Origin of the sequence: Methanosarcina mangrovi, from assembly GCF_052057765.1 — an archaeon.
Lineage (GTDB): Archaea > Halobacteriota > Methanosarcinia > Methanosarcinales > Methanosarcinaceae > Methanosarcina.
The window spans coordinates 157,008-176,430 of record NZ_CP195120.1; the positions used below are offsets into that span (position 1 = coordinate 157,008).

The 19,423-nt window shown below is 39.7% G+C and carries 17 protein-coding genes; 8 read left to right on the forward strand and 9 right to left on the reverse strand.

The genetic code is table 11. From position 1 onward, the window contains the following. Position 1: 1 nt before the first annotated feature. The 3 genes from ACSAZL_RS00750 to ACSAZL_RS00760 all read right to left on the reverse strand — a co-directional run bounded on the left by ACSAZL_RS00750 (position 2) and on the right by ACSAZL_RS00760 (position 1,959). A complete protein-coding gene (locus ACSAZL_RS00750; protein WP_440946856.1) occupies positions 2 to 322 on the reverse strand; it encodes a hypothetical protein in 321 nt (106 codons plus the stop codon). 138 nt (positions 323 to 460) lie between these two features. Further along, the gene (locus tag ACSAZL_RS00755; protein WP_440946857.1) at positions 461 to 619 is read right to left on the reverse strand and encodes a hypothetical protein; all 159 of its coding nucleotides are present in this window, start codon (positions 617 to 619) and stop codon (positions 461 to 463) included. A 152-nt stretch (positions 620 to 771) separates the two neighbouring features. Continuing rightward, positions 772 to 1,959, reverse strand: coding sequence for a tyrosine-type recombinase/integrase (locus ACSAZL_RS00760; RefSeq protein ID WP_440946858.1), 1,188 nt, complete (start codon positions 1,957 to 1,959; stop codon positions 772 to 774). A gap of 1,328 nt (positions 1,960 to 3,287) precedes the next feature. Between ACSAZL_RS00760 and ACSAZL_RS00765 the strand changes: the two genes are divergently transcribed. From ACSAZL_RS00765 to ACSAZL_RS00790, 6 genes are all read left to right on the forward strand, one after another. Then, positions 3,288 to 3,638 (forward strand): hypothetical protein, encoded by a 351-nt coding sequence (locus tag ACSAZL_RS00765; protein ID WP_440946859.1) that lies wholly within the window; start codon positions 3,288 to 3,290, stop codon positions 3,636 to 3,638. A gap of 15 nt (positions 3,639 to 3,653) precedes the next feature. Continuing rightward, a complete protein-coding gene (locus ACSAZL_RS00770; RefSeq protein WP_440946860.1) occupies positions 3,654 to 6,032 on the forward strand; it encodes a PGF-pre-PGF domain-containing protein in 2,379 nt (792 codons plus the stop codon). Positions 6,033 to 6,598: 566 nt separating this feature from the next. Further along, a complete protein-coding gene (locus tag ACSAZL_RS00775; RefSeq protein WP_440946861.1) occupies positions 6,599 to 6,742 on the forward strand; it encodes a hypothetical protein in 144 nt (47 codons plus the stop codon). Continuing rightward, positions 6,739 to 6,912 (forward strand): hypothetical protein, encoded by a 174-nt coding sequence (locus ACSAZL_RS00780; RefSeq protein ID WP_440946862.1) that lies wholly within the window; start codon positions 6,739 to 6,741, stop codon positions 6,910 to 6,912. Before ACSAZL_RS00775 ends, ACSAZL_RS00780 begins: the two co-directional genes overlap by 4 nt. 60 nt (positions 6,913 to 6,972) lie before the next feature. Then, positions 6,973 to 7,806 carry a C39 family peptidase gene (locus ACSAZL_RS00785; protein ID WP_440946863.1) on the forward strand — a complete coding sequence of 278 codons (834 nt, stop codon included), beginning with the start codon at positions 6,973 to 6,975 and terminating at the stop codon, positions 7,804 to 7,806. Positions 7,807 to 7,835: 29 nt separating this feature from the next. Next, on the forward strand, positions 7,836 to 8,453 hold the full coding sequence (locus ACSAZL_RS00790; RefSeq protein ID WP_440946864.1) for a UPF0228 family protein: 618 nt from the start codon (positions 7,836 to 7,838) through the stop codon (positions 8,451 to 8,453). A gap of 614 nt (positions 8,454 to 9,067) precedes the next feature. Here ACSAZL_RS00790 and ACSAZL_RS00795 read toward each other — a convergent pair. After that, complete coding sequence (locus tag ACSAZL_RS00795) at positions 9,068 to 9,820, reverse strand: class I SAM-dependent methyltransferase (protein ID WP_440946865.1); 753 nt, start codon at positions 9,818 to 9,820, stop codon at positions 9,068 to 9,070. A 911-nt stretch (positions 9,821 to 10,731) separates the two neighbouring features. Between ACSAZL_RS00795 and ACSAZL_RS00800 the strand changes: the two genes are divergently transcribed. Next, positions 10,732 to 11,457, forward strand: a complete 726-nt coding sequence (locus ACSAZL_RS00800; RefSeq protein WP_440946866.1) for a class I SAM-dependent methyltransferase — start codon at positions 10,732 to 10,734, stop codon at positions 11,455 to 11,457. A 1,020-nt stretch (positions 11,458 to 12,477) separates the two neighbouring features. Here ACSAZL_RS00800 and ACSAZL_RS00805 read toward each other — a convergent pair. The 5 genes from ACSAZL_RS00805 to ACSAZL_RS00825 are packed head-to-tail and all read right to left on the reverse strand — an operon-like array spanning position 12,478 to position 17,887. Then, positions 12,478 to 13,779, reverse strand: coding sequence for a formylmethanofuran dehydrogenase subunit B (locus ACSAZL_RS00805; protein WP_440946867.1), 1,302 nt, complete (start codon positions 13,777 to 13,779; stop codon positions 12,478 to 12,480). 5 nt (positions 13,780 to 13,784) lie between these two features. Then, positions 13,785 to 14,171 (reverse strand): molybdopterin dinucleotide binding domain-containing protein, encoded by a 387-nt coding sequence (locus ACSAZL_RS00810; RefSeq protein ID WP_440946868.1) that lies wholly within the window; start codon positions 14,169 to 14,171, stop codon positions 13,785 to 13,787. A 10-nt stretch (positions 14,172 to 14,181) separates the two neighbouring features. Continuing rightward, positions 14,182 to 15,087 carry a formylmethanofuran dehydrogenase subunit C gene (locus ACSAZL_RS00815; protein ID WP_440946869.1) on the reverse strand — a complete coding sequence of 302 codons (906 nt, stop codon included), beginning with the start codon at positions 15,085 to 15,087 and terminating at the stop codon, positions 14,182 to 14,184. 4 nt (positions 15,088 to 15,091) lie between these two features. After that, complete coding sequence (locus ACSAZL_RS00820) at positions 15,092 to 16,846, reverse strand: formylmethanofuran dehydrogenase subunit A (protein WP_440946870.1); 1,755 nt, start codon at positions 16,844 to 16,846, stop codon at positions 15,092 to 15,094. Continuing rightward, on the reverse strand, positions 16,847 to 17,887 hold the full coding sequence (locus ACSAZL_RS00825; RefSeq protein ID WP_440946871.1) for a 4Fe-4S binding protein: 1,041 nt from the start codon (positions 17,885 to 17,887) through the stop codon (positions 16,847 to 16,849). It lies immediately after the preceding gene. A 1,089-nt stretch (positions 17,888 to 18,976) separates the two neighbouring features. On the opposite strand from ACSAZL_RS00825, the gene ACSAZL_RS00830 reads away from it, so the two are divergent. Continuing rightward, complete coding sequence (locus tag ACSAZL_RS00830) at positions 18,977 to 19,240, forward strand: hypothetical protein (RefSeq protein WP_440946872.1); 264 nt, start codon at positions 18,977 to 18,979, stop codon at positions 19,238 to 19,240. The last annotated feature ends 183 nt before the right edge of the window (positions 19,241 to 19,423 follow it).

Here is a 19,423-nt window from a genome sequence, read left to right on the forward strand (position 1 = left end):
TTTAAACCCCCTTAGCTTTTCCGGGAATAATCTTTCTAGAAAAATTTTTAAAGTTTGAGGTATAATTACTCTTTAACGGTTTGCAACCCACTTCTTTTATACCTCGATTCTGTGCTTGCGGAGTGGCAGCCGCAACACATTTTTTTATTTTATTCTTTCCGTTAGAACCACATCCCGCAGCTTTCGTTATTATTGAAGCTATAGCATTTTCGTAAAGATCATAACTTTTATACGTGGTTTCAATGCTGCCTCTTACCTGCCTGTTAGTTCTCTTTGCCCACTCTGAAAAAGACCTACCGGTATTGGAGATATTTCTTAACATATTTCTGCCTCGAATGAAGGCCAAAAACAGCAATTAAAAAGAAAAGTGGCTTAATGAAAACGTATATAAAAATAAACGTTACATTACTTAATGTCTGGTTAAGTAGTTCTGTTAAGCCGCTTTTCTCGGAATTGCCGCTTAACAGGCCACTTTCTTGTTAACTTCTTCTTTTTCTTTTAGAGCCTTTACAGCTTCATCATATGCTTTCCAAATCTGCAAACCGTTCTGTTGTGCATAATCTGCAATTTCATTGTGAGTGCTTCTCTTAATTTCAGGTCTTAACATTCCGTCTCGCATAAATTACCTCCTTAATTAAGTGTACATCTCTATGTCTCGCCTAATATATAACTCTTTGGAGAAATAAGGGATATAAGGGCTTTATTTTGGAAATAAAGCAGTAATAGAGCTTTAAACCGGTAGTAATATGCCGTGTAAAGGGCGTTTTACTCTCAGTTCAAAGCCTTGCCATTATTCTTTTTTTCTATGACCATCTTCGCATACATTTTTTGCATCATTCCTACCGCCTCAGGGCATCTCAAGACTACTTCCATAAGCTCAGGTATCTTATCTTCTATTTCCTCAAGTTCAAGAGCTACAGATAAATCAAGAATATGTCCGCACCTTGAGCAAAATTTAGATGTAGGACTGTTGATCTTTTCACATACCGGGCAGGCCTTGCTGGTAAGCTCCGGGATCATGTCTTCTTTTTTCTTCATGCCATAGATCCGGAGCATAGCATCATCTACCTGTTTCCCGGAAAGATGAACATAGACACTGGGCATATCTGAACCGTGAACCCATCCTAAATGAGCTTCCATTTGAGATTCAGTCAAATGTTGGGCAAGTTCTGTACTTCTGGAATGCCGGAAGAGATGATTATAGACTCTCTTTTTAATTCCAGCTTTTTCCGTAAGTGTACCTATGAGCTTTCGGAAAGCAGAGTACTGCATAGGTTTGCCGTTACCCTTTCCTCTAATCAGAATCCATAGATAAGCATCCGGATTATCTTTTTGTGGGTGAATATCCAGCCAGGAAGCCAGGTAGGGAACTGAAAAAATTACCCTTACTCTTCTCATTCCGGTTTTGCCATTGACGGTTAAAATAGCTCCATACTGATCAAAGTTTAAGTGTTTGATCTTGAGGCCACCCAGTTCCCCAATCCTACAGCCTGAATCATATAATGCGGCTATTATGGCCTTGTCTCTTGGGTGTTCTGCGACCTCTATCATTTTCTTAATTTCAGATTCGGAAAGAAGTTCTTCAGGGAGCTTGTGAGAGCCTTGTTTCATGTTTACTTTTATCCATGATACAAGATCCTCTTTTCCCATCCACTGAAAAAACCTACGAATTGTTATCTTATAATCATGTTTTGTCCAGTCACTCCGCTTAGATCTCTCTATACGGGCAACTAAGGCCTGAACATCATCTAAATTCATTTCTGAAAAGTTTTTGTTACTATTTTGAGCTAAAATATTTAGCTGCGTAAGGTATTTTTTGACTCTGACAGATTTCAGGCCTTCTGCAAAAAGAGAATTTTCAAATCTCAATATTAAGGCTTTATTTTCATTAGAATAACCTGCTTTTTCTATTCGATCTTCCGCAGCCTTTAAGTTCTTTTCATGATCATATATGCTCATAATGCCTTACCCCATTATGCCTCATATAAATAGGCATAATCCAAGTTCTGTGAAAGTAAAAAGGCATTAGACTGATAACCGGGCTCCCGCCCGAGGCTTTTTTCTTTTTTTGTTTAAAGCCCACTTTTCCATTTTAGGAAGTGATGCACTGGATGTGGGTATTTATAATTACAGCCTTCAGAAGAGGTTAGAATCGCTACAAAGCGCACCTATATCAGACAAAAATAAGAAACTGATTTTAGATTTTGTTGATAACTGTTTTACTGAAAGACTGGGTCAACATCTTATTTTGAAATATATTTCAGTCCTGAAAATCATCGTTTACAAAAATATATCAGCTGTATAAATATCACTGTATAAATTCAATCCGAAAACACTATTGCTTGAAAAATATCGATGATATCTTTGTTTATTCAAAGGACTAACCTCGTAATTCTCCCATGCATTCACCATGAATCGCCCTTAATTCTCACAAGCGCAGCGTCACTTGGTACTGTTTTTGTAAATTTTCGCCCAATCTCTCATTCTAAGTGTAATAAATTAAAAAGTATAATTGTTAGATTTCTTTTCTCTTCTCTCTTTTTTAACATGTTTATTTTGTCTCTAATTTTCTTAAATTTTGGACGATTGGGAGATTCATTAACTTATCAGTGTCTACTGGCATTGGTTTCTTATTTTTATATGTGGGTGAAATATAGGTGACTCGGGGTTGAAAAAGGGAGATTAATATTAGAAGACACAGGAGAAAAAAACTCTCTGTGTTTTTCCATATATTGTTTACTCATTTCAATTATACCCTGATACTTATATCACTCTGACAAGATATCCTAAAACTGGCATCACATACACCACTGCATCCTCGTTAAGCCCTGCCACAAACGTTTTTCCACACGAACTTTCCAGGATACCCTGATACAGATTTTTTCCTTAAAAGTTCCAAAGAGGGCTATCATTTGGCATGCATGATACAGAACATTAGAGCATAATAATGTCAAGAGAATAAAACAAGTAATATTGTTTTAAATCAAGAGTATGTGATTTAACTAAGGTTCAAACATCGCGATCCACACATGTTAAGGCCCATTAAGATATTCAAGTCATTTCTTTACTATATAAGCCTAAGAATATAATTATAATTGTTCGATAAAATTAAATAATATTGTCCATTTTAATAACTGATCTTTGTATTTAATTCAAGACTTTTAAATTAGTTCTTGACTGCTCAATTGATTCAAATCTCGGATCAATCAGATGGAAACTTAAGCCTCCTTCCTTTGATTGTTGTTTGAGATGAAATCATCGAGAAATAATTGTTTGGGTGTTTTTCTGTGTGGGAATTAAATATATTTATAACTTTACTGCTTGCCATTTTTATATTAATGGCAGGTTCTGGAATAGGTTCTGCAGCTGAAATTATAGTGCATAGTGGTGAATCGATACAGGCTGCAATTAATAATGCAACCGAAGGCGATACAATAATTGTTGAGCCTGGGACTTATCACGAGGATATTACTGTAGATACACAAGATTTGATAATAAAATCTAAATCCGGAAATCCAGATTACACAAAATTTACAGGTCATTTTGGTATAGGTTTCATGAATACAAATTTAGGTACAATTTTTGATGGATTTACACTTCAGGGTAATTACAGTGCCATTTTAAAGGAAAAAGCTTAAGGTGAGTTGACGAATTTGAATATAAAAATTGAAGTTTCTGAATTGGTAATAAAAGGTGAGAAAAATATGAAAAGTAAAAGGAAGTTCCATATATTACCCCTCGCATCAGCGACCTTAATTTTGTTTTTAATGCTCATTTCGTTTACTGCATCTACAGCTACTGCAGAAATTGCTTCTCCCGAGATTACTGAAACTCGGATAACCACCGATGGATCAAATCACTATTTTCCTGCAGTTTATGGCAATCGGATAATATGGGAGGATGAGCGCAATGGAAGATCGAATATCTATATGTACGATATCTCTACCTCTCAAGAAACTCAGATTACTACCAATGAGTCATACCAGCTGAGACCTGATATCTACGGTGATTGGATAGTATGGAAGGATGGAAACGATAATATCTACACGTACGATCTTTCTACATCCACTGAAACTCTAATCCCTATCCCTACTACATACTGGTCAGTTAAAGAGCCTTTAAAAATTTATGGTAATCGAATAGTATGGGCTGAGACTCCGGACCTCGATAATTGGAATATATGCATGTATGACCTTTCTAACTCTACATATTCTCAGATTACTGGTGGTACATCATCTAACTACGATAGATGTGATATCTATAGTGATAACATAGTCTGGTCGGATTTCTCAAACGGAAGTAGCTTTGTATACAATATTTCTACTTCTGAAAGTCAATTTACCACCTACGGACGCAATCCTGCTATTTACGGTGATAGAATAGTTTTGGAAAGTAGTGATATTGTCATGTATAATCTATCCACTTCTGAAATAAATAGGATAACCTCCTCCATGGGACTTTCAGGTATATCATCTCCTAATATCTACGCTGATAGAATAGTGTGGATGGATAGGCGTAACGGAAACTGGGATATCTACATGTACGATATCTCTACCTCTCAAGAAACTCAGATAACTACTAATGAATCAGATCAGTTTAGTCCTGCTATTTACGATGATATAATAGTATGGGAGGATTTGCGCAATGGAAATAGGGATATTTATATGTGTAATCTTTCCAAAGATAGTACGAAGCCATCGCATCCTGTTGCAAACTTCAGTACCAACGTTAGAAGCGGATACGCTCCTCTTTCAGTTCTGTTTACAGATACCTCTCAAAATGCAACCGAATTGAATTGGGACTTTGGAGACGGGAACAGTTCAACTAATCGGAATACAGCACACATCTATTCAGTAGCAGGAAATTATACGACTAACCTGACAGTAAGGAATGAAAACGGTACGGATTGGAAAACTGCTGTTATATCCGTGCTGAAAAAAGAGGAAGAAAGCGAAGGAAATGAAACTGAAAATGAAACTAAAATTCTTCCCGTAGTAGCCTTCAGTACGAATGTCACCAGCGGCTATTATCCCCTTACAGTCCTCTTTACTGACACTTCACAGAATGCAACCTCAAGAAGCTGGGATGTAAACAATGACGGAGTAGAGGACTCTAATGGGGCAAGTTTTGCTTATACATACACTTCAAGAGGGACTTACGAAGCTAAACTAACTGCGATCAATGCAAATGGCACCTCCTCAGAAACAGATACCATAACTGTACTGGAAGTAAGTAGCTCTGAGGATAATAACGAGAGCAACAATAGTGACACCAGCAATAATGACAGTGTTTCTGATGATTCCACTAAGTCTTCAGATTCATCCCACAGTTCAGGCAGCAGTCACAGTAGCAGTTCTGGTGGTGGAGCTGGTGGATCTCCAGAACCTGCAAAGAATGTAGCCTCAAAAGAAATCTCTCAGGTTTTCATCACGAACGGAAAGCCTGTAGTATTCAATTTCCCAAAGAATGCAACATGTGTTGAGTACATAACGTTTGAAGCAAAGAAGACAGCAGGAAAGACCACAACTATTGTCGAGGAACTTAAGGCTAAGTCCACTCTTGTTTCGAATATTCCAGAGGGTGAAGTCTATAAGTCCTTTAACGTGTGGGTCGGAAACTCAGGATATGGCGATTCTGATAACATCCTGAATGCATCCATAAATTTCAAGGTAAATAATGCTTGGATTCAGGAGAATGACATCAATCAGTCTTCTATTGTGCTGTACAAGTACGATGACGAAAGCAAAAAATGGATAGAGCTCCCTGTGACTTTAACAGGCGAAGATGGTGACTACCTGTATTTCACAGCTGAAACTCCTGGATATTATTCGTTTGTAATTACGGGAGAAAAAGAAGAAAGCCCACTGTCCACAGAACCTACTGCTACATTTAAAGGCAGTGTTGTAAATGACAGTGAAAGCGCTGGTGCTCCTGAATCTGCAGAGGATGCAAAGGCTCCTGGGTTTGGTTTAATCAGTGGAGTTATTTATCTATTCTGTATGTTCTTGTACAGAAAAAATAAAACAATTTAATCAGTGAAGGCATTGGTCAAGTCTGGCCAAACAATGCGAATATATTTTCATTGTACTAATTTATAGCATGAAACTGCCTTCTATTACTTTCATTTTTTGCATTTCTTATTTGTTGAATTTTATGTGAGTTTTCTTGAAGTGTAACGCTCCTATTATTATGCACGATTTATAAGGATCTCCTACCTTCAGCATAAGTAGTGAACTATTAATATGAATTAATTCATATGACAATTTGGAAGAAAGGTCTTTTTTTTGATATAATAGTTTAGATTTTTAGTTACGGCAGTATGCTCAGATATATGTTTTCTCTCCAAATCCTTTAACAACCGAAGACTAAGAAGTAACATCTAAGCTCCAAATTAGTCGAAAATCGAATTGTTAGATGGTATGGCCAGAAAACTTATAAGGAGTTGGATATGAGGAATTTATGGAGTTCGGAAGTACTTTCCAGGTAACCCCAACTCCATAAAATACACCCTAAAAGGCAGTGATTATGTTAGCTTTGTCTGTATTTAAGCTTGCCTGATCCTGCCTCCTAAGGGAAAAACAACTTAGGAGTTAGACGAATGATTAAGAACAAAATTACGATAAGCATACTTCTTTTGGCAATGCTGGTTGGTATGGCGTTAACGCCGGCAGTAAGTGCACAGGAAGAGAAAAATTATAGTGTAACTGCTGAGGAAGCTTTTAAGCATGCTAATGACACATGATTAATTACATAGCAACAGACGCACCATACTTTGAAAACTGGACAGGAGCATCTATTGATTCCAAACCACTGGAGCTTTACGATCCGACTGGTCAAAAGTTGTATTATCAATTTTCTGTATATAAAGATAATAAACTAATAGGTATAATCGATATTGGTGCAGATAAATGATTAGGGCAAACTGTCCAACTTGTCGAGTTTGATCCAAAACCGTTTGATGCCGTTGAAGCCATGAAAAAGTCAATAGAAATTGCCAAAAGTAAATATCCAGAGGGAGAAATTAAATCAACTAAGATGGTTGTGTATTCCTATTCTGAGATTGGAGCGATGATTATAGTAAAGGACAAAAAAACAGAAGAAGAACATCGAATATTTGTCGATGTATATACCCTTGAAGTAGTACCAGATGAACCTGCCACTGAAACCAAGCGTGGAATTTGGTCAATATACGAACAAAGATTGAAGAATGGAATCGACGAGAATTTAAAAGTCTGGCAGGAAAGTAACGACCTTACTACATCTATAAAACAAAAAGCAAATAGTATGAAGATCAACATAACTGCGCCAATCGCAGAAGAACAGATGGAGAAATTAAGTGGCGATGAAACGATAAAAGCAACCGCAGTAACTAAGACACTCGATATCGACCTCTGTGCACAAGAAAATAATTATTACTGTGCCCCCGCAACCGCTCAAATGATTGCCAATTATTATGGAAAGACGCAAACCCAAGATTACATTTATGGAATTATGGGTACGACAGCTCCTTCTGGAGCCTCTCCGTCTCAACAATTAACCTATTATCAGTCATCTGAAGGCTTAGGGAAAACTCATTCGATAAGTGTAACTACGCCGCTTTCTTTTAGTGCTGCACAGAATGAAATCGATCATGGTACACCCTTCAAAAGTGGAGTTACAGATCATGCTCGAGCCTGTATTGGATACTATTATACGACTGGGGACTATAATTTGATAATCCATAATCCGTCCCCTGTAGGGGTAGGTAGAGGAGCTGTTATGGAACCATTTGGTTCAGAAATTAACCGTATATATTTGAGGAGCTAAAGCTCCTCATTTTTAAGGAGGCGGTTGGGATGAGCAAAATCAATAGGTACTTAATTATCTTACTTATTCTATTTTTAGCTCTCCTCGTTCCTTTGTGGATGTTCATGAAAGCGCCGGTTAATGCACAAAATCCGGTTCAAGAGATAAAGGTAGGTGGCTTAATCATTAAATTTGAAGAAGGGACTACTGAGCCAGAGGTTAAAGCTATCCTTGAAAACTATGACATGCCCAGGGACTGGATCATAAAGTACAATGTTGATTACATGGGGGAATTATATTACGTAAAAGTAGATGAAGATATGAGAGATAAATTGGATAAAGAGGGGAATTGGAATGACCCTGTATACCCTGAAATCCCCGAGCCCAGATTCCCTGAAATCAAAAAGGGAAACTATTCTTACATAATTGTGTCTCAAGGATATTTTGATAATGAAAGTTTTCAGAATGAAAGTTTTCTTAAGGTAATGGAAAAACATAGTCTTCAGATGAAAAAATCTGTAGTGTGTTATATTCTTTTTGGAGACGGATCTCAAAACTGGAATGAACCAAAGAATTGGATCCCGGAAAGGGATGCAATCAGAATAAAAAATGAACTTGAAATGAATGAAAAGGTTATGCTCGTAAGCCCTGACTACATTGAAGAGTGAAATATACGGATTATTACAATGTGACTCATTTTTCCGTATATGTCCTTACAATTCTCACAATTATTCTTGCTATCTTTTTTCTGAAAATTGTACATGATATCTATATAAATATTTTTTAAAGTGCCCTGCAATTTTCGGCATTTTTACCTTCAATGAAAACTTTCAACTCGATTTTCCAAAGCATCGGTTGAGATGATAACCAGAGATTTTTGTGAAGTTCTCCACAATCGATAACAGTAAAATTGTTTTATTTTCCGGAACATCTGCGTAAAGTCAGATAGACCACCCAAAACTAGATATTTAATTACATAGTTTTGAGGAAGGCTTCATAGTTTCTATTTTACTTATAATTCAAGCAATTGAGTCGGTGAGAATAGGTTTTGTAAGCAGGAATGTGGTCTTATCGAGGCTTCGACTCCTTGCAAAATAAAATATGAAAAAAATGGAAGCATTCTATCAGGATAATGGCATTGTTCATTATTCTGATTTCCCTGAGACTGCTTAATGCAAATCAGCAAGTCACCCATATACGATATCAGATATTATTCTTCTTTGATTGCTGCTTTGATTTCTTTTTGAGTTTCTGGATCATTTAATTGTTCATCAGTAACAGATCATTTATTTGTGTTCTTCTGTAAAATGAAGAACGTATAACCATATTCATCTGGGTATTCTCTGAAGATCTTTATCTCTTTTCTGTTAAAACTAAGTATCGTTTCTGCATCGGTGTTTCCTTTATAGTTATCACTGATGTCATCAACTCTTTTTTCCAGATGGGAGTAAAAATCGTACCAGGTAGAAGCTGGCAGTTTAAAGCGGTCAATGAGATCATATCCTGCTGCCATGATAACTTTTTCAGTGTCAGGTATGCTCTTTATATCAGGATAACAGCCCTGCCAGAATTGAAGCACTTCCGAAGAAGGTTCATCCGTGAACCATGTGCTTTCTGTCAGTGCTATATACCCCTCATCTTTCAGAAACTGTTTCCAGTAGCTAAGTCCTTTTTCAAAACCAATGACAAAGATAGAGCCCTCTGACCAGATGATGTCGAATTCTCCTGCTTCAAAAGGCAGGTCATCCATGGAAGCACAAACCGTGGTAATCCTGTCATCAAATCCTTCTTTAACTGCATTTTCCATCAGTTTATCCAGAAAAGGCTGGTAAATGTCAGTTGCAGTGATGTGACAGTCGTTGCAGATCTTCGCAAGATGTATTGTCTGCATACCCACACCGCAACCAATGTCAAGGATCTTAGTGCCTGCAGGAAGGGAAGAAAGCAAATTAAAGGCTTTTTCAGTACACTTGTTATTACCTGGACCCTGTCTGGGCAATCCGTCAAATATCTCAAAAATTGGTGATTCTACCATAAAACTATCACAAAGATAATTGCTTAAATCGTTTGTGGTATCACGATAATGATTGCGTTTATAGCTCAAAAGCCTTTATAATATCCTCCATCCCGTAAATCAAAAGTTCTTTCCGGTTTTTTGGTCCTATAAAATTCTCTGCAACTTCTTTTGATGTATATGCCACGTTTTAAACTCCAGATTTTCACGCAGAAACAACTCACAGGATTCTATAAGAGGTACATGTAACGTTTCTATTCCTTCGTTTTCATTACTATTTTTCATGTCTTGAAGGTCTTCATCTCTTAAACTTAATACGGTTCTCAGCTGCTCAAATGGAATCTTTACGTCTTTTATCCTTTGGTCGTTTATTATGGTGGTTGCTTTCCATGATTTATACCTATATTCTCCCGTTTTTGGTCTTTAGATCGGGTAGTTCCAGGATTTTTTCTCCTTCCAATCACTTATCACTCTTTCAAAATTAAATCCCTTTTCTGTTAGGTAGTCTTGAAGCTGGTCGGGGTCGTAATATATCGCATTAGAACTAATCCACCCTTTAAGCTCTACAGCTCCTTTAATACTGTACTTTCCATCCGGATCAATTTCCCTGCCGTACTCAAAAAATTTCTTATTCCTTAAGTGCCAGCTATAAACAGTATCTAAAGCTCGGATATAATAAGGGATTGCAGGGTCTTCTATTACTGTTTTTTGGTAATATGCGTTACATATTTCAATACAGTTCTTTGTTGGGATCTCATTATTTTTAAAAACTTCTTAATTTCATGATATTACGGGCTGAAGTCTGATTCAAATACTCAAGATATGGTTTCAAACCTTGTGACGAGATTGCTATATGGTTTTAGGGTTTAAACTGATGAAAGTAGTCAATCTTCAAGAGAGGTTTATAATCGATAGAAGAAATGTCGTTAGATATGGAAAAAGAGATTAAGATAGGATGGACTAATCCAGAAGCTGCCGAAAATTATGCTCTGATGGCTGATATAATCATACCTGAAAGGAGAGAAATGCTGTCAATTATTTCAAGGCTTGCAACAGAATTGGGAGCTGTCAACCCTAAGATGATTGATCTGGGATGCGGCTTAGGCGATGTGACCGCTGAAATTGTGAAGTTAAAGCCTGATGCAAATGTTCTTATGCTTGATTTTTCTGATGAAATGATAAGGCGGAGTAGTGAAAGGTTCGGGGATAATAGAAACATAACTGTAGTTAAGCAAGATTTAAATCAAGGGATTTTAGGCATAACCGAAGATAGGGGATTTGATGCTGTTGTGTCCTGTTTTTCTATACATCACGTGGAGTTTGAAAACAGAATCAGGTTGTACTCCGATATCCATAAAATTCTGAAAGACCAGGGTTTATTCATAAACGGGGATCTCTTTAGGGAAGATTCTCTTATTATTGATCAGTGGGAGTTTAATAACAGCATATCTTCTCTGGTTATACGCCTTAAAGAAAAACTTGGACAGGAATGGACTTTTGACGAGCTGAAGCTTAATCGGCTGGAAAATGCCCAAAAAATGGGCGATAAGCCCGGAACGTTATGGGAGACATTCCATGATATGAAGGCAGCAGGGTTTAGATATGTTGATTGCTTATGGAAGTCCCGCAACCTTGCCATAATGGCTGCAACCAAATGAAGAGATTGTGAGATATATATATGAAAAATTCGGATAAACAAAGTTGGATTTTATAAAAAACTCAGCTATAATAGAGCCATTCAATTGAGCAAATTTGAATTCTCGTTAGAGGCGTCCAATTATTATGAGCCTTTTGTACAAGTCTCCAAGCTATTTAATAAACTGAAATCGCTTAATTTGAAAACTCATCAAGGTAGCGTACCGAAAGTTCTGCAAAATATAATTACTCCGTGTCCTTTTTATTTCACCAAAAAAAACAGGATGGTGAGTCAATGGTTAACGTCGTCTCATTTATAAAAGATCATCTTTTCGATCGGGAAGCTGGAATCTGCCGGAGTAGTTTACGTTTAGTTATTTCTGAACATATTATGATTTTAAAATGGATTACTACCAATTTGGTAAGAATTGGTAGTTTTTGGTAGTTACTAATCGATTCGGATTTGTTCAGAAATGAGTTTTTGGAGAAGAGAGTCTCTAAGAATGTGTCTTGAAATTAAACTGATTCTGCAATAGTGATAGTAACTGCTCACTTGTACTGAAAAAACGTAGTATTAAACCGTTAATATATCTAAAGTATAAATTTTAGCTATGATGTTTAGTGTATTTGATTTCATACATCGAGAGAGTAAGCCTAATATAGAGCCGATCCCAAAACTTGAAATTGGTTCTTTTAATCTCTAATTTGGGATCTTGATGCGGGAATAAAATTGGTTTTGGGATGAGCTAATAATGAATTTAAGTCTAAATTAAAACCAACAACGATCACTATCCAAATGTAGAAATTGTTTGAATTTTAAGACAGTCTCTTAGAGAAACCTAAGAATTTGACAATTACACATGAAAAATATGTAAAAAATAGAATGGAATAGGGTGTTTATCGAAATTCCCTACCACATTCCAATTTCAACTGCGTAAATCCTTGTTATTACGTGCTAATTTTCATTTACCAAAGGTCCGGGAAATTTCGAGTTATTGTTTTTTTCAACTTCTTTATTGCGGAAAGAAATAACCTGTAAATGACTACTTCCTTGCTTTAATCTTCTCAAAGAGCTGTTTTAAGGTGTCTTCATTGCTCTTCGTAAATTCAAAGGGCGAACTCGTGAAGGGTTCAACGTGCACTGGCACATCATCAAGCCTGTAGAAGGTTCCGTCACATTCCATGGCATCGATAACACCTGGAAGCACTACATCTGAAACAACTGTCATCGGACAGGGAGCAATATCCAGGCAGACAATAGGTATTTTTCCAAGGTAAGCTGCACAGTCAGCAGGGATATGGCTTACAAGGTCAGCACCCACCACAAGGGCTGCATCCACATCCTTTTCTCGGAGTACATCCACGGTCGTATATTCTCCAGGATTGTAACGCGGGTGCCCGCGCATAAAGTCAAGCCCGAAGGGGTAGCCATACATGTACGAGGCAATCTGGTTAAAGCCTGCAACGTTACAGTGGCCGCGAATAGCTCCAAGAGTAAATTTGGCATAATTGTTCAGTTCCTTTACGAGGTTCATGGCAATTTCGGAGTTCCTGTACTTCCCCATTGAAGATGCAAGCCCGAGGCCTACTGTAATAGACCCGAAGTTGCAGTCCTTCATCATATCAAGCATCTCTTCTATAACAGGAATAGGCACCCCAGTAATCTCTTCTACTGAGGGATGAGGGGTTTTTCCGTGAAGCAGGGTGAGAAGTGCACTTATCAGTTCATAATCAGAGTTCGGTTTAATCTGCACATGCAGGTCGGAAGCTACGGCAGTTGGAGTTCTTCTTGGGTCTACAGTGATAACTGTCCTGTCAAAACGTCCGCGTTTGGTCCAGTAACCCCTGGGAAAAACGGCATATCTGGACATTTGTCTTGGCATGGATTCAAGGGGGTTTGTGCCCCAGTAAACTATCAGGTCTCCCCTGTTTTTCTTCTGACCTTCGGTTGCACCGACTTTTCCCGCTTCCTGAATTCCCATAGCTGTTGGCCCGTGACAGACAGTTGAATTGGAGTCGACAAGCGCACCAAGGTATTCTCCTATCTTGAGTCCTACTTCATGGGCTTCGCAAGAGGTTTCACTGCCCATGAAAAGCAGAGGACGCTTTGCCGAATCAAGGATATCTGCAGCCTTTTCCATAGCTTCATCCCAGGCAGCAGGTGTCAGTTTTCCCCCAACTTTTACAAGAGGCTGTTTGAGCCTGTGGGAACTAAAAATTTCCTGAAATTTGGCATTTCCCATTTTACATGCATTTTTAGCTTTAATCTTTCCGTCCCCTAATTCAACCTGGATATCATCACAGGCTGCCCCGCAAACCGGACAGATTATATCTTTGTAAATCATGTTTATTACCCTCCGACATAAACTTTCAACACCACATCTTCGGCGCTGAGAACCTCTTCTTCAGTGGGCTCGATTGTTACAGGGGCACCCTTATAGAGGGGAGACCCCGTAGAAAAGGTATCGGGATCGATGACAACGTTCGACCAGATTGCCCTTAGCATGAATATCTGCCCTGGAAGGACCGAGTCGGTACATTTCGTATAAACGACAATCGAATGTTTTCCGTCCCTGCTTGTTACTTTCACCTTCTCAGGGGAGCAGAGCAAGACGAAATCCGCAGGAGAAATCCAGCAGGATGCACACTCCATAGTGTAATCGTCCGTGAACTTGTCCCCGCCTTTGGCAAGCCTGCCTTCATCAATAGTACTTCCGGTAATGAGTAATACTTCCATACCTCTCACCTCAGAGCTCCGGGTTTGCATCTGCAGACACATAGAGAGCTCCCTTTGCCCTCTTGCTAATCGCATAATCCCCTGTGAATTTCTTGAATTCGCCTATTAACTCGACTTCACCCGAAGTGACCTTGTTTTCCATGGATACGAATTCGAAACCCGGGGAGAAGCGCTGTATTTTGCCTCCTATAACTATGGTTCCGCCTGCCATTTCCACGCCCACTGTGCGGAGAGCTCCGCCTTTTACAACGATGAGACCGCCGTTCTGGCGAATCCCGCAGAAGCCTTCAACATTGCCTTCTACCAGAATTTCTCCGCCGTCCATGCCGCCTCCGAGCTGGTGCCTTGCCGAGCCTTCGATAACGATGCGGCCGCCTTTCATGCCGTGCCACTTGCCTCTGTAAGCGCAGCCAACATGGTCCCCGGCATTGCCCTTGATGTGCAGGAGCCCGCCAAGCATTTCCATGCCAGCCCAGGAATCGGCATCTCCGTAAACGAGAATCTCGCCTCCTTTCATTCCGGTCCCGACATGCATGCCTGCGGAGCCCTCAATTTCAATTTTTCCTGCACTCATGCCTTCCCCGATCCTTTTGATCCTCATTGCGTCGCCTTTTATGCGGATCATGGTCCCGGCAGCAGAACTGCCCGCATTGCCTGTCACTTCAAAGAAATCGGAAAGGGGATAGGTCTTTGGCCCCTGCCAGACGGAAAGCATCCCTATTTCTCCGGCACTTTTGCCTGCAAAGGAGTCAGGAGTTATAACATCCGCTTCCAGTTTTATGTCAATCTCTTTTTTAGGAATAAGCATTACTTCTTCCATTTGTCCGGTAATTTTACCTGCAGATGAGTCGGGTTTTATAACTGCCTCAAGTTTACCATCAGTTGTTTTATTGTGAATAAGTACTCCCTCTGTCATGCCTTCACCTCTCACTATTGATCTGTATGGGAGTCGGGTTTTCCAGGTACTTTTCCGGGGTCGGGTAGTTAGCAAAACCCAGTGTATAGTACCTGAACCATTTCTTCACGTCTGCCAGCATCTCCTTTTCTTGCTCGTCTTCTACATGCACCTCGGAATAGTAAGTCCGCTTCTCAGGAAGGGAAACGACTTCTCCTTTTACAACCACAATTTCACCATTTTTGATGGTGTATTCTGCCTTCCTGAAAGTGCGAAGTAGAGCTTCGTAGTTGTTTGAGTCAAGTTGCTGTGGATTTATGTTGTAAACGGTAACATCTCCATCAGCGCCCACTCCAAGAGAACCTTTTCTGTGTACCATTCCAATTGTCTTAGCAGGATTGGCTCTGGTAAGGATCGCAAGATCATAAAGGGAAAGTTCCCGGTTTACTCCTCCGAGTGCGCTCCTGTCATTTGCCCACCTGTGGCACTCACTGAAGGTCTGTTTCCTGAAAGCCTCGGACATGAGCCAGGTCATAACTTCAGGATATTTTGTAAATGGTCCACCGTTCGGACTGTCCGTGGTCATTATTGTCTTCCAGGGGTCGTTGATAAGCAGGAGACATTCAAGCCCCATTGCCCACTGCAGGCTGTGTACCGGGTTGGACTTGAGATAGGTAAAGGGAATGACACCCGAGCCGCACTCCATCTCAACGTCAGTATTCGACCACTTGTGCCCTGTAAGGGTGTAAAGATCGTGAATAGCAGGCCCGTCTCCGGTCATAACCGTTGCTTCTCCGAAAGGAGTGCAGCCACTGTCAATTACTACGTGGTCTTTGTTGTTGATGTAGTTTGCAATGTCCTCAACACCGGATTCACAGTCTGCCCAGGTAGTACCTGTGAAACCGTTAAACATCAGGTGAGCAAGATATACGGAACAGCCCCTTGAGGGATCCATTTTGGTTTCTGCCCATTCCACGTCCATGTTCTGTCTGGTCTTTACGCCATCGGGAATTTTGAGAGAATCTTTCGTAATTGTATAGCAGCCGGGGTGGCCCAGGTTGTTTGCATGTAGATGGAGAGGTACTGGCATACCGAGGAGTTCGTTGATCTCAGCAAGTCCTTTTATAACCTCTCCTGGAGTAATTTCAAAATGGATATTAGCTTCATCAAGAGAACTCACGTTTTTACCCCATGCCCAGTTTTCGACTCCTGCAGGGTTGACGCATTTGATACCATATGTCTTATGGGTCTTCATCATCCAGGCGACATATGCAGCAGCTCTTTCAAGATCTCCGTCCCTGAGATAGCGCATCAAAAAGAAGTTGTTTCCCAGTACCAGATATCCTCCCATGTCAAGGAGTGGAGTTGCACGCATCTCTTCATGGGCGTGGCGAGCTTCAAGAGGAGGAATTGCAGGTTCAAATACTGTTGTGTAACCCATTGCTGCATAATCGTACCCCTGTTTGTAGACCGAAGGAACAGTGTAACCCGAACCTGAATGAGTTAGTGAAGTTTTCTTAAGATTTGCTTTATAGTGATCTTCAGGGCGCATCATCCTCCCGGTATTGACCTTTGGGCCTGCAACATGAGAGTGAGAATCAACGCCTCCAGGCATTACCGTCATACCGGAAGCATCAATGATCTTTGATTCTTTAATTTCGGCTGCAGAAAGCTCTTTTACAACTTTTCCGTCTCTGATGAAAATATCCATAATTTCCCCATTAATTTCATTGAGAGGGTCAAAAACGTATCCGTTCTGGATTGTAATTGTTCCTGCCATTTATTTCACCTTTCTTTTCACAAGCCAGATAGCATTAACAGGACAGATCATGGCGCAGGCTCCGTCTGCTCCGCACACATCCTGGTTTACGACCGAAATTATGCCGTTCTTAACCTCAAGAAGAGCTTTTTCGTCCATATCGTTCAGGTACCCGGAAGCAAGTTCACGGCTATAGAGGGCATTTACAGGGCAGACAATCACACAATTCCCACAGCCCAGGCACGCATACTCATCCGTTTCAAGGCGAGTGCGGAGCAGAGCCTCAGGAACAGGGACTTCAAGCAGCTTTTTCTCAAGAACACTCTTTTTCTCTACATCCGGCAGAATTGCAGTTTTTCTGACATCAATAGCATTTACAGGACAGGAAACCGCACAGGCTCCACAGTAAATACATGCGTCAGGACGGTGACTGATCTTTTCGACTTTTTCTCCGGGTTTGGCTTTTTTATTGAAAATGGCATTTGTAGGACAAGCTTCCACACAGGTGTGGCAGGTCTGGCAGGTATCCTCGCTCCCGATCCAGCGTCCTTCAAAGGGCTTTTCCACAACAATGGCATTAACAGGACAGACAGCAGCACACCAGCCGCAGTGGACACAGCACTCTGTATCGATATCGGTTTTTCCGACAAGCTTCAGCTTTCCGTCGGGTGAAATCTCCCTGGTTACCTCAATACAGCCCTGAGGGCAGATATCTTCGCAAAGCCCGCAGTGAACGCATCTTTCGTTTACTGTTGTTGGTTTCATGGCTTCAAAAATATAGGATCTGTCATTGAGAGTTTTTCCTTCCTGTCTCAACTCAAGAGCCCCGGTGGGACAGACTCTCGCACAAATACCACAGGCAATGCATTCTTCACGTTCCTTCATTTCCAGAAAATTCGCATCCAATAGTCCTCTTACTACGGCTCCCACAGCCCCCACTGCCAGGATACTTTTAGGGCATGCCTGCACACAGGTTCCGCAGCCAATGCACCTTTCAGGCTTATAGATCAGCTGCCTGTCTTTTTTTTCTGCAAAGACAGGCAATCGCATATCATCTTGCATTTTGCTTACCCCCTTTACGTTATACTGTGCATCCGCCGCACAGTCCGCCGCACAGCAGCTCCCCTTCGGTCATTTTGCACTTAGAGCCTATCCGAAAAGTCAGAGTGCATGTTGAAAAGTTACGATAGGTCTATAGTATCAGGGTATCCGTTTAGGTTTTGCATATTGCATATTGTAAAAGTTACAGCAGGCAACAACTTTCGGATAGGTTCTTAATTCCGGCAAGGTTTAGTGTCATATTTTCGGCACGCAAATCTTGATTGGCTTTTTCCGATTCAGCGACCGGTTTTCGCATCTGGATTTTTAGTTCATTCCATCCGTAAGGTTAAAAACAGTCATACCTCCCCAACATTACTTAAAAACAGCTTCTCAACCCTGTTTCAAAGCAGGCACCAATACTCCCATTAAATCTTTATTTATCTGATCCTTTGTCCAAAGTAATTGACATAAAATGCTCTCAGGCAAGCCCCTTAAAGCCCCATAGTATAAGTTAATTCTTTATCCGTTGTTGATAAAATTATCCTGTAAAATAATTTTAAAAACCACTCCCTGACAACCGTCTAATCTAAAAACAGATATTACATGAGCTGATCACAAAACTCAAAATTGCGCCTTTGAATTATAGAATCCAGATGACTAATTGCATTTCCGATTATGAAAATAATTATGAAACTGCTAATGATATGAAAATAAATTGTTTTTGTGATGAGCTCATATAAAAGGTTAAAAAATTCAATTGAGGATAGTTTGTTTCGAGAAAAGAGGGTTTATTCAATAAAAGGCCAGAGGCTATATGAGTACACTCTTCAACTCGCACAGAGCCTCCGTACTTGGCTGAGATGGTTTTCCCACGGTTATTATAATAAGAAATAAATATAACAAATAAACGAAAAAAGCTTTGAACGTTAAAACCTGAGTTTGACAGTTTGATTTTTATGTTGAAAGATTGTTTTCATATCCGTTGGAATAATAAGTAATATTATTTCAACAAATTTTTGCCCATTTTTTATGATTCAATTTGACAGATTCTTTTTTAAATTCTCCTATATTAGACGTGTTCAAAGCCTACTTTCGCTAAAAGGTGTCTGGATGACAGTAGGTATTTATAAACTAAATGTTTCTTCACGTTTGGAATCCGTTGAAGATTTTTCTATTTCTGAAAAGAATAAAGAACTGATTGTAGATTTCATCGATTACTGTTTTTCTGAAGGCTTGGGAGAATGCAGAATTCTCAAATACATAGCAACTTTGAAATACAACTCGTTGTCCCTTCAAACTGATTTTGAGGAGGCAACCGGGAGGGATATAAGGCGATATGTCTCGAGCCTTGAAAGGTCCGACCTCAGCCAATAGACCAAACATAACTATAAGGCAGTGTTGAAAAAGTTTTACAGATGGTTGAATTGTGGTGAAGAGAGATCAATTGTAAGATGGATTAAATATGAAACCACACTCAAACAGGACAATTTTGTTTCTTTCTCTATTCCTGAAAGATAGTCCTCCTCATCTATGCAGTTAAACAAGTGGACCAAGACC

What these genes read in the sequence shown, in the direction of transcription:
- ACSAZL_RS00750 (WP_440946856.1), bottom strand. Translation starts at nt 322, where the DNA reads ATGTTAAGAAATATCTCCAATACCGGTAGGTCTTTTTCAGAGTGGGCA.
- ACSAZL_RS00755 (WP_440946857.1), bottom strand. Translation starts at nt 619, where the DNA reads ATGCGAGACGGAATGTTAAGACCTGAAATTAAGAGAAGCACTCACAAT.
- ACSAZL_RS00760 (WP_440946858.1), bottom strand. Translation starts at nt 1,959, where the DNA reads ATGAGCATATATGATCATGAAAAGAACTTAAAGGCTGCGGAAGATCGA.
- ACSAZL_RS00775 (WP_440946861.1), top strand. Translation starts at nt 6,599, where the DNA reads ATGATTAAGAACAAAATTACGATAAGCATACTTCTTTTGGCAATGCTG.
- ACSAZL_RS00780 (WP_440946862.1), top strand. Translation starts at nt 6,739, where the DNA reads ATGATTAATTACATAGCAACAGACGCACCATACTTTGAAAACTGGACA.
- ACSAZL_RS00785 (WP_440946863.1), top strand. Translation starts at nt 6,973, where the DNA reads ATGAAAAAGTCAATAGAAATTGCCAAAAGTAAATATCCAGAGGGAGAA.
- ACSAZL_RS00790 (WP_440946864.1), top strand. Translation starts at nt 7,836, where the DNA reads ATGAGCAAAATCAATAGGTACTTAATTATCTTACTTATTCTATTTTTA.
- ACSAZL_RS00795 (WP_440946865.1), bottom strand. Translation starts at nt 9,820, where the DNA reads ATGGTAGAATCACCAATTTTTGAGATATTTGACGGATTGCCCAGACAG.
- ACSAZL_RS00800 (WP_440946866.1), top strand. Translation starts at nt 10,732, where the DNA reads ATGGAAAAAGAGATTAAGATAGGATGGACTAATCCAGAAGCTGCCGAA.
- ACSAZL_RS00805 (WP_440946867.1), bottom strand. Translation starts at nt 13,779, where the DNA reads ATGATTTACAAAGATATAATCTGTCCGGTTTGCGGGGCAGCCTGTGAT.
- ACSAZL_RS00810 (WP_440946868.1), bottom strand. Translation starts at nt 14,171, where the DNA reads ATGGAAGTATTACTCATTACCGGAAGTACTATTGATGAAGGCAGGCTT.
- ACSAZL_RS00815 (WP_440946869.1), bottom strand. Translation starts at nt 15,087, where the DNA reads ATGACAGAGGGAGTACTTATTCACAATAAAACAACTGATGGTAAACTT.
- ACSAZL_RS00820 (WP_440946870.1), bottom strand. Translation starts at nt 16,846, where the DNA reads ATGGCAGGAACAATTACAATCCAGAACGGATACGTTTTTGACCCTCTC.
- ACSAZL_RS00825 (WP_440946871.1), bottom strand. Translation starts at nt 17,887, where the DNA reads ATGCAAGATGATATGCGATTGCCTGTCTTTGCAGAAAAAAAAGACAGG.
- ACSAZL_RS00830 (WP_440946872.1), top strand. Translation starts at nt 18,977, where the DNA reads ATGACAGTAGGTATTTATAAACTAAATGTTTCTTCACGTTTGGAATCC.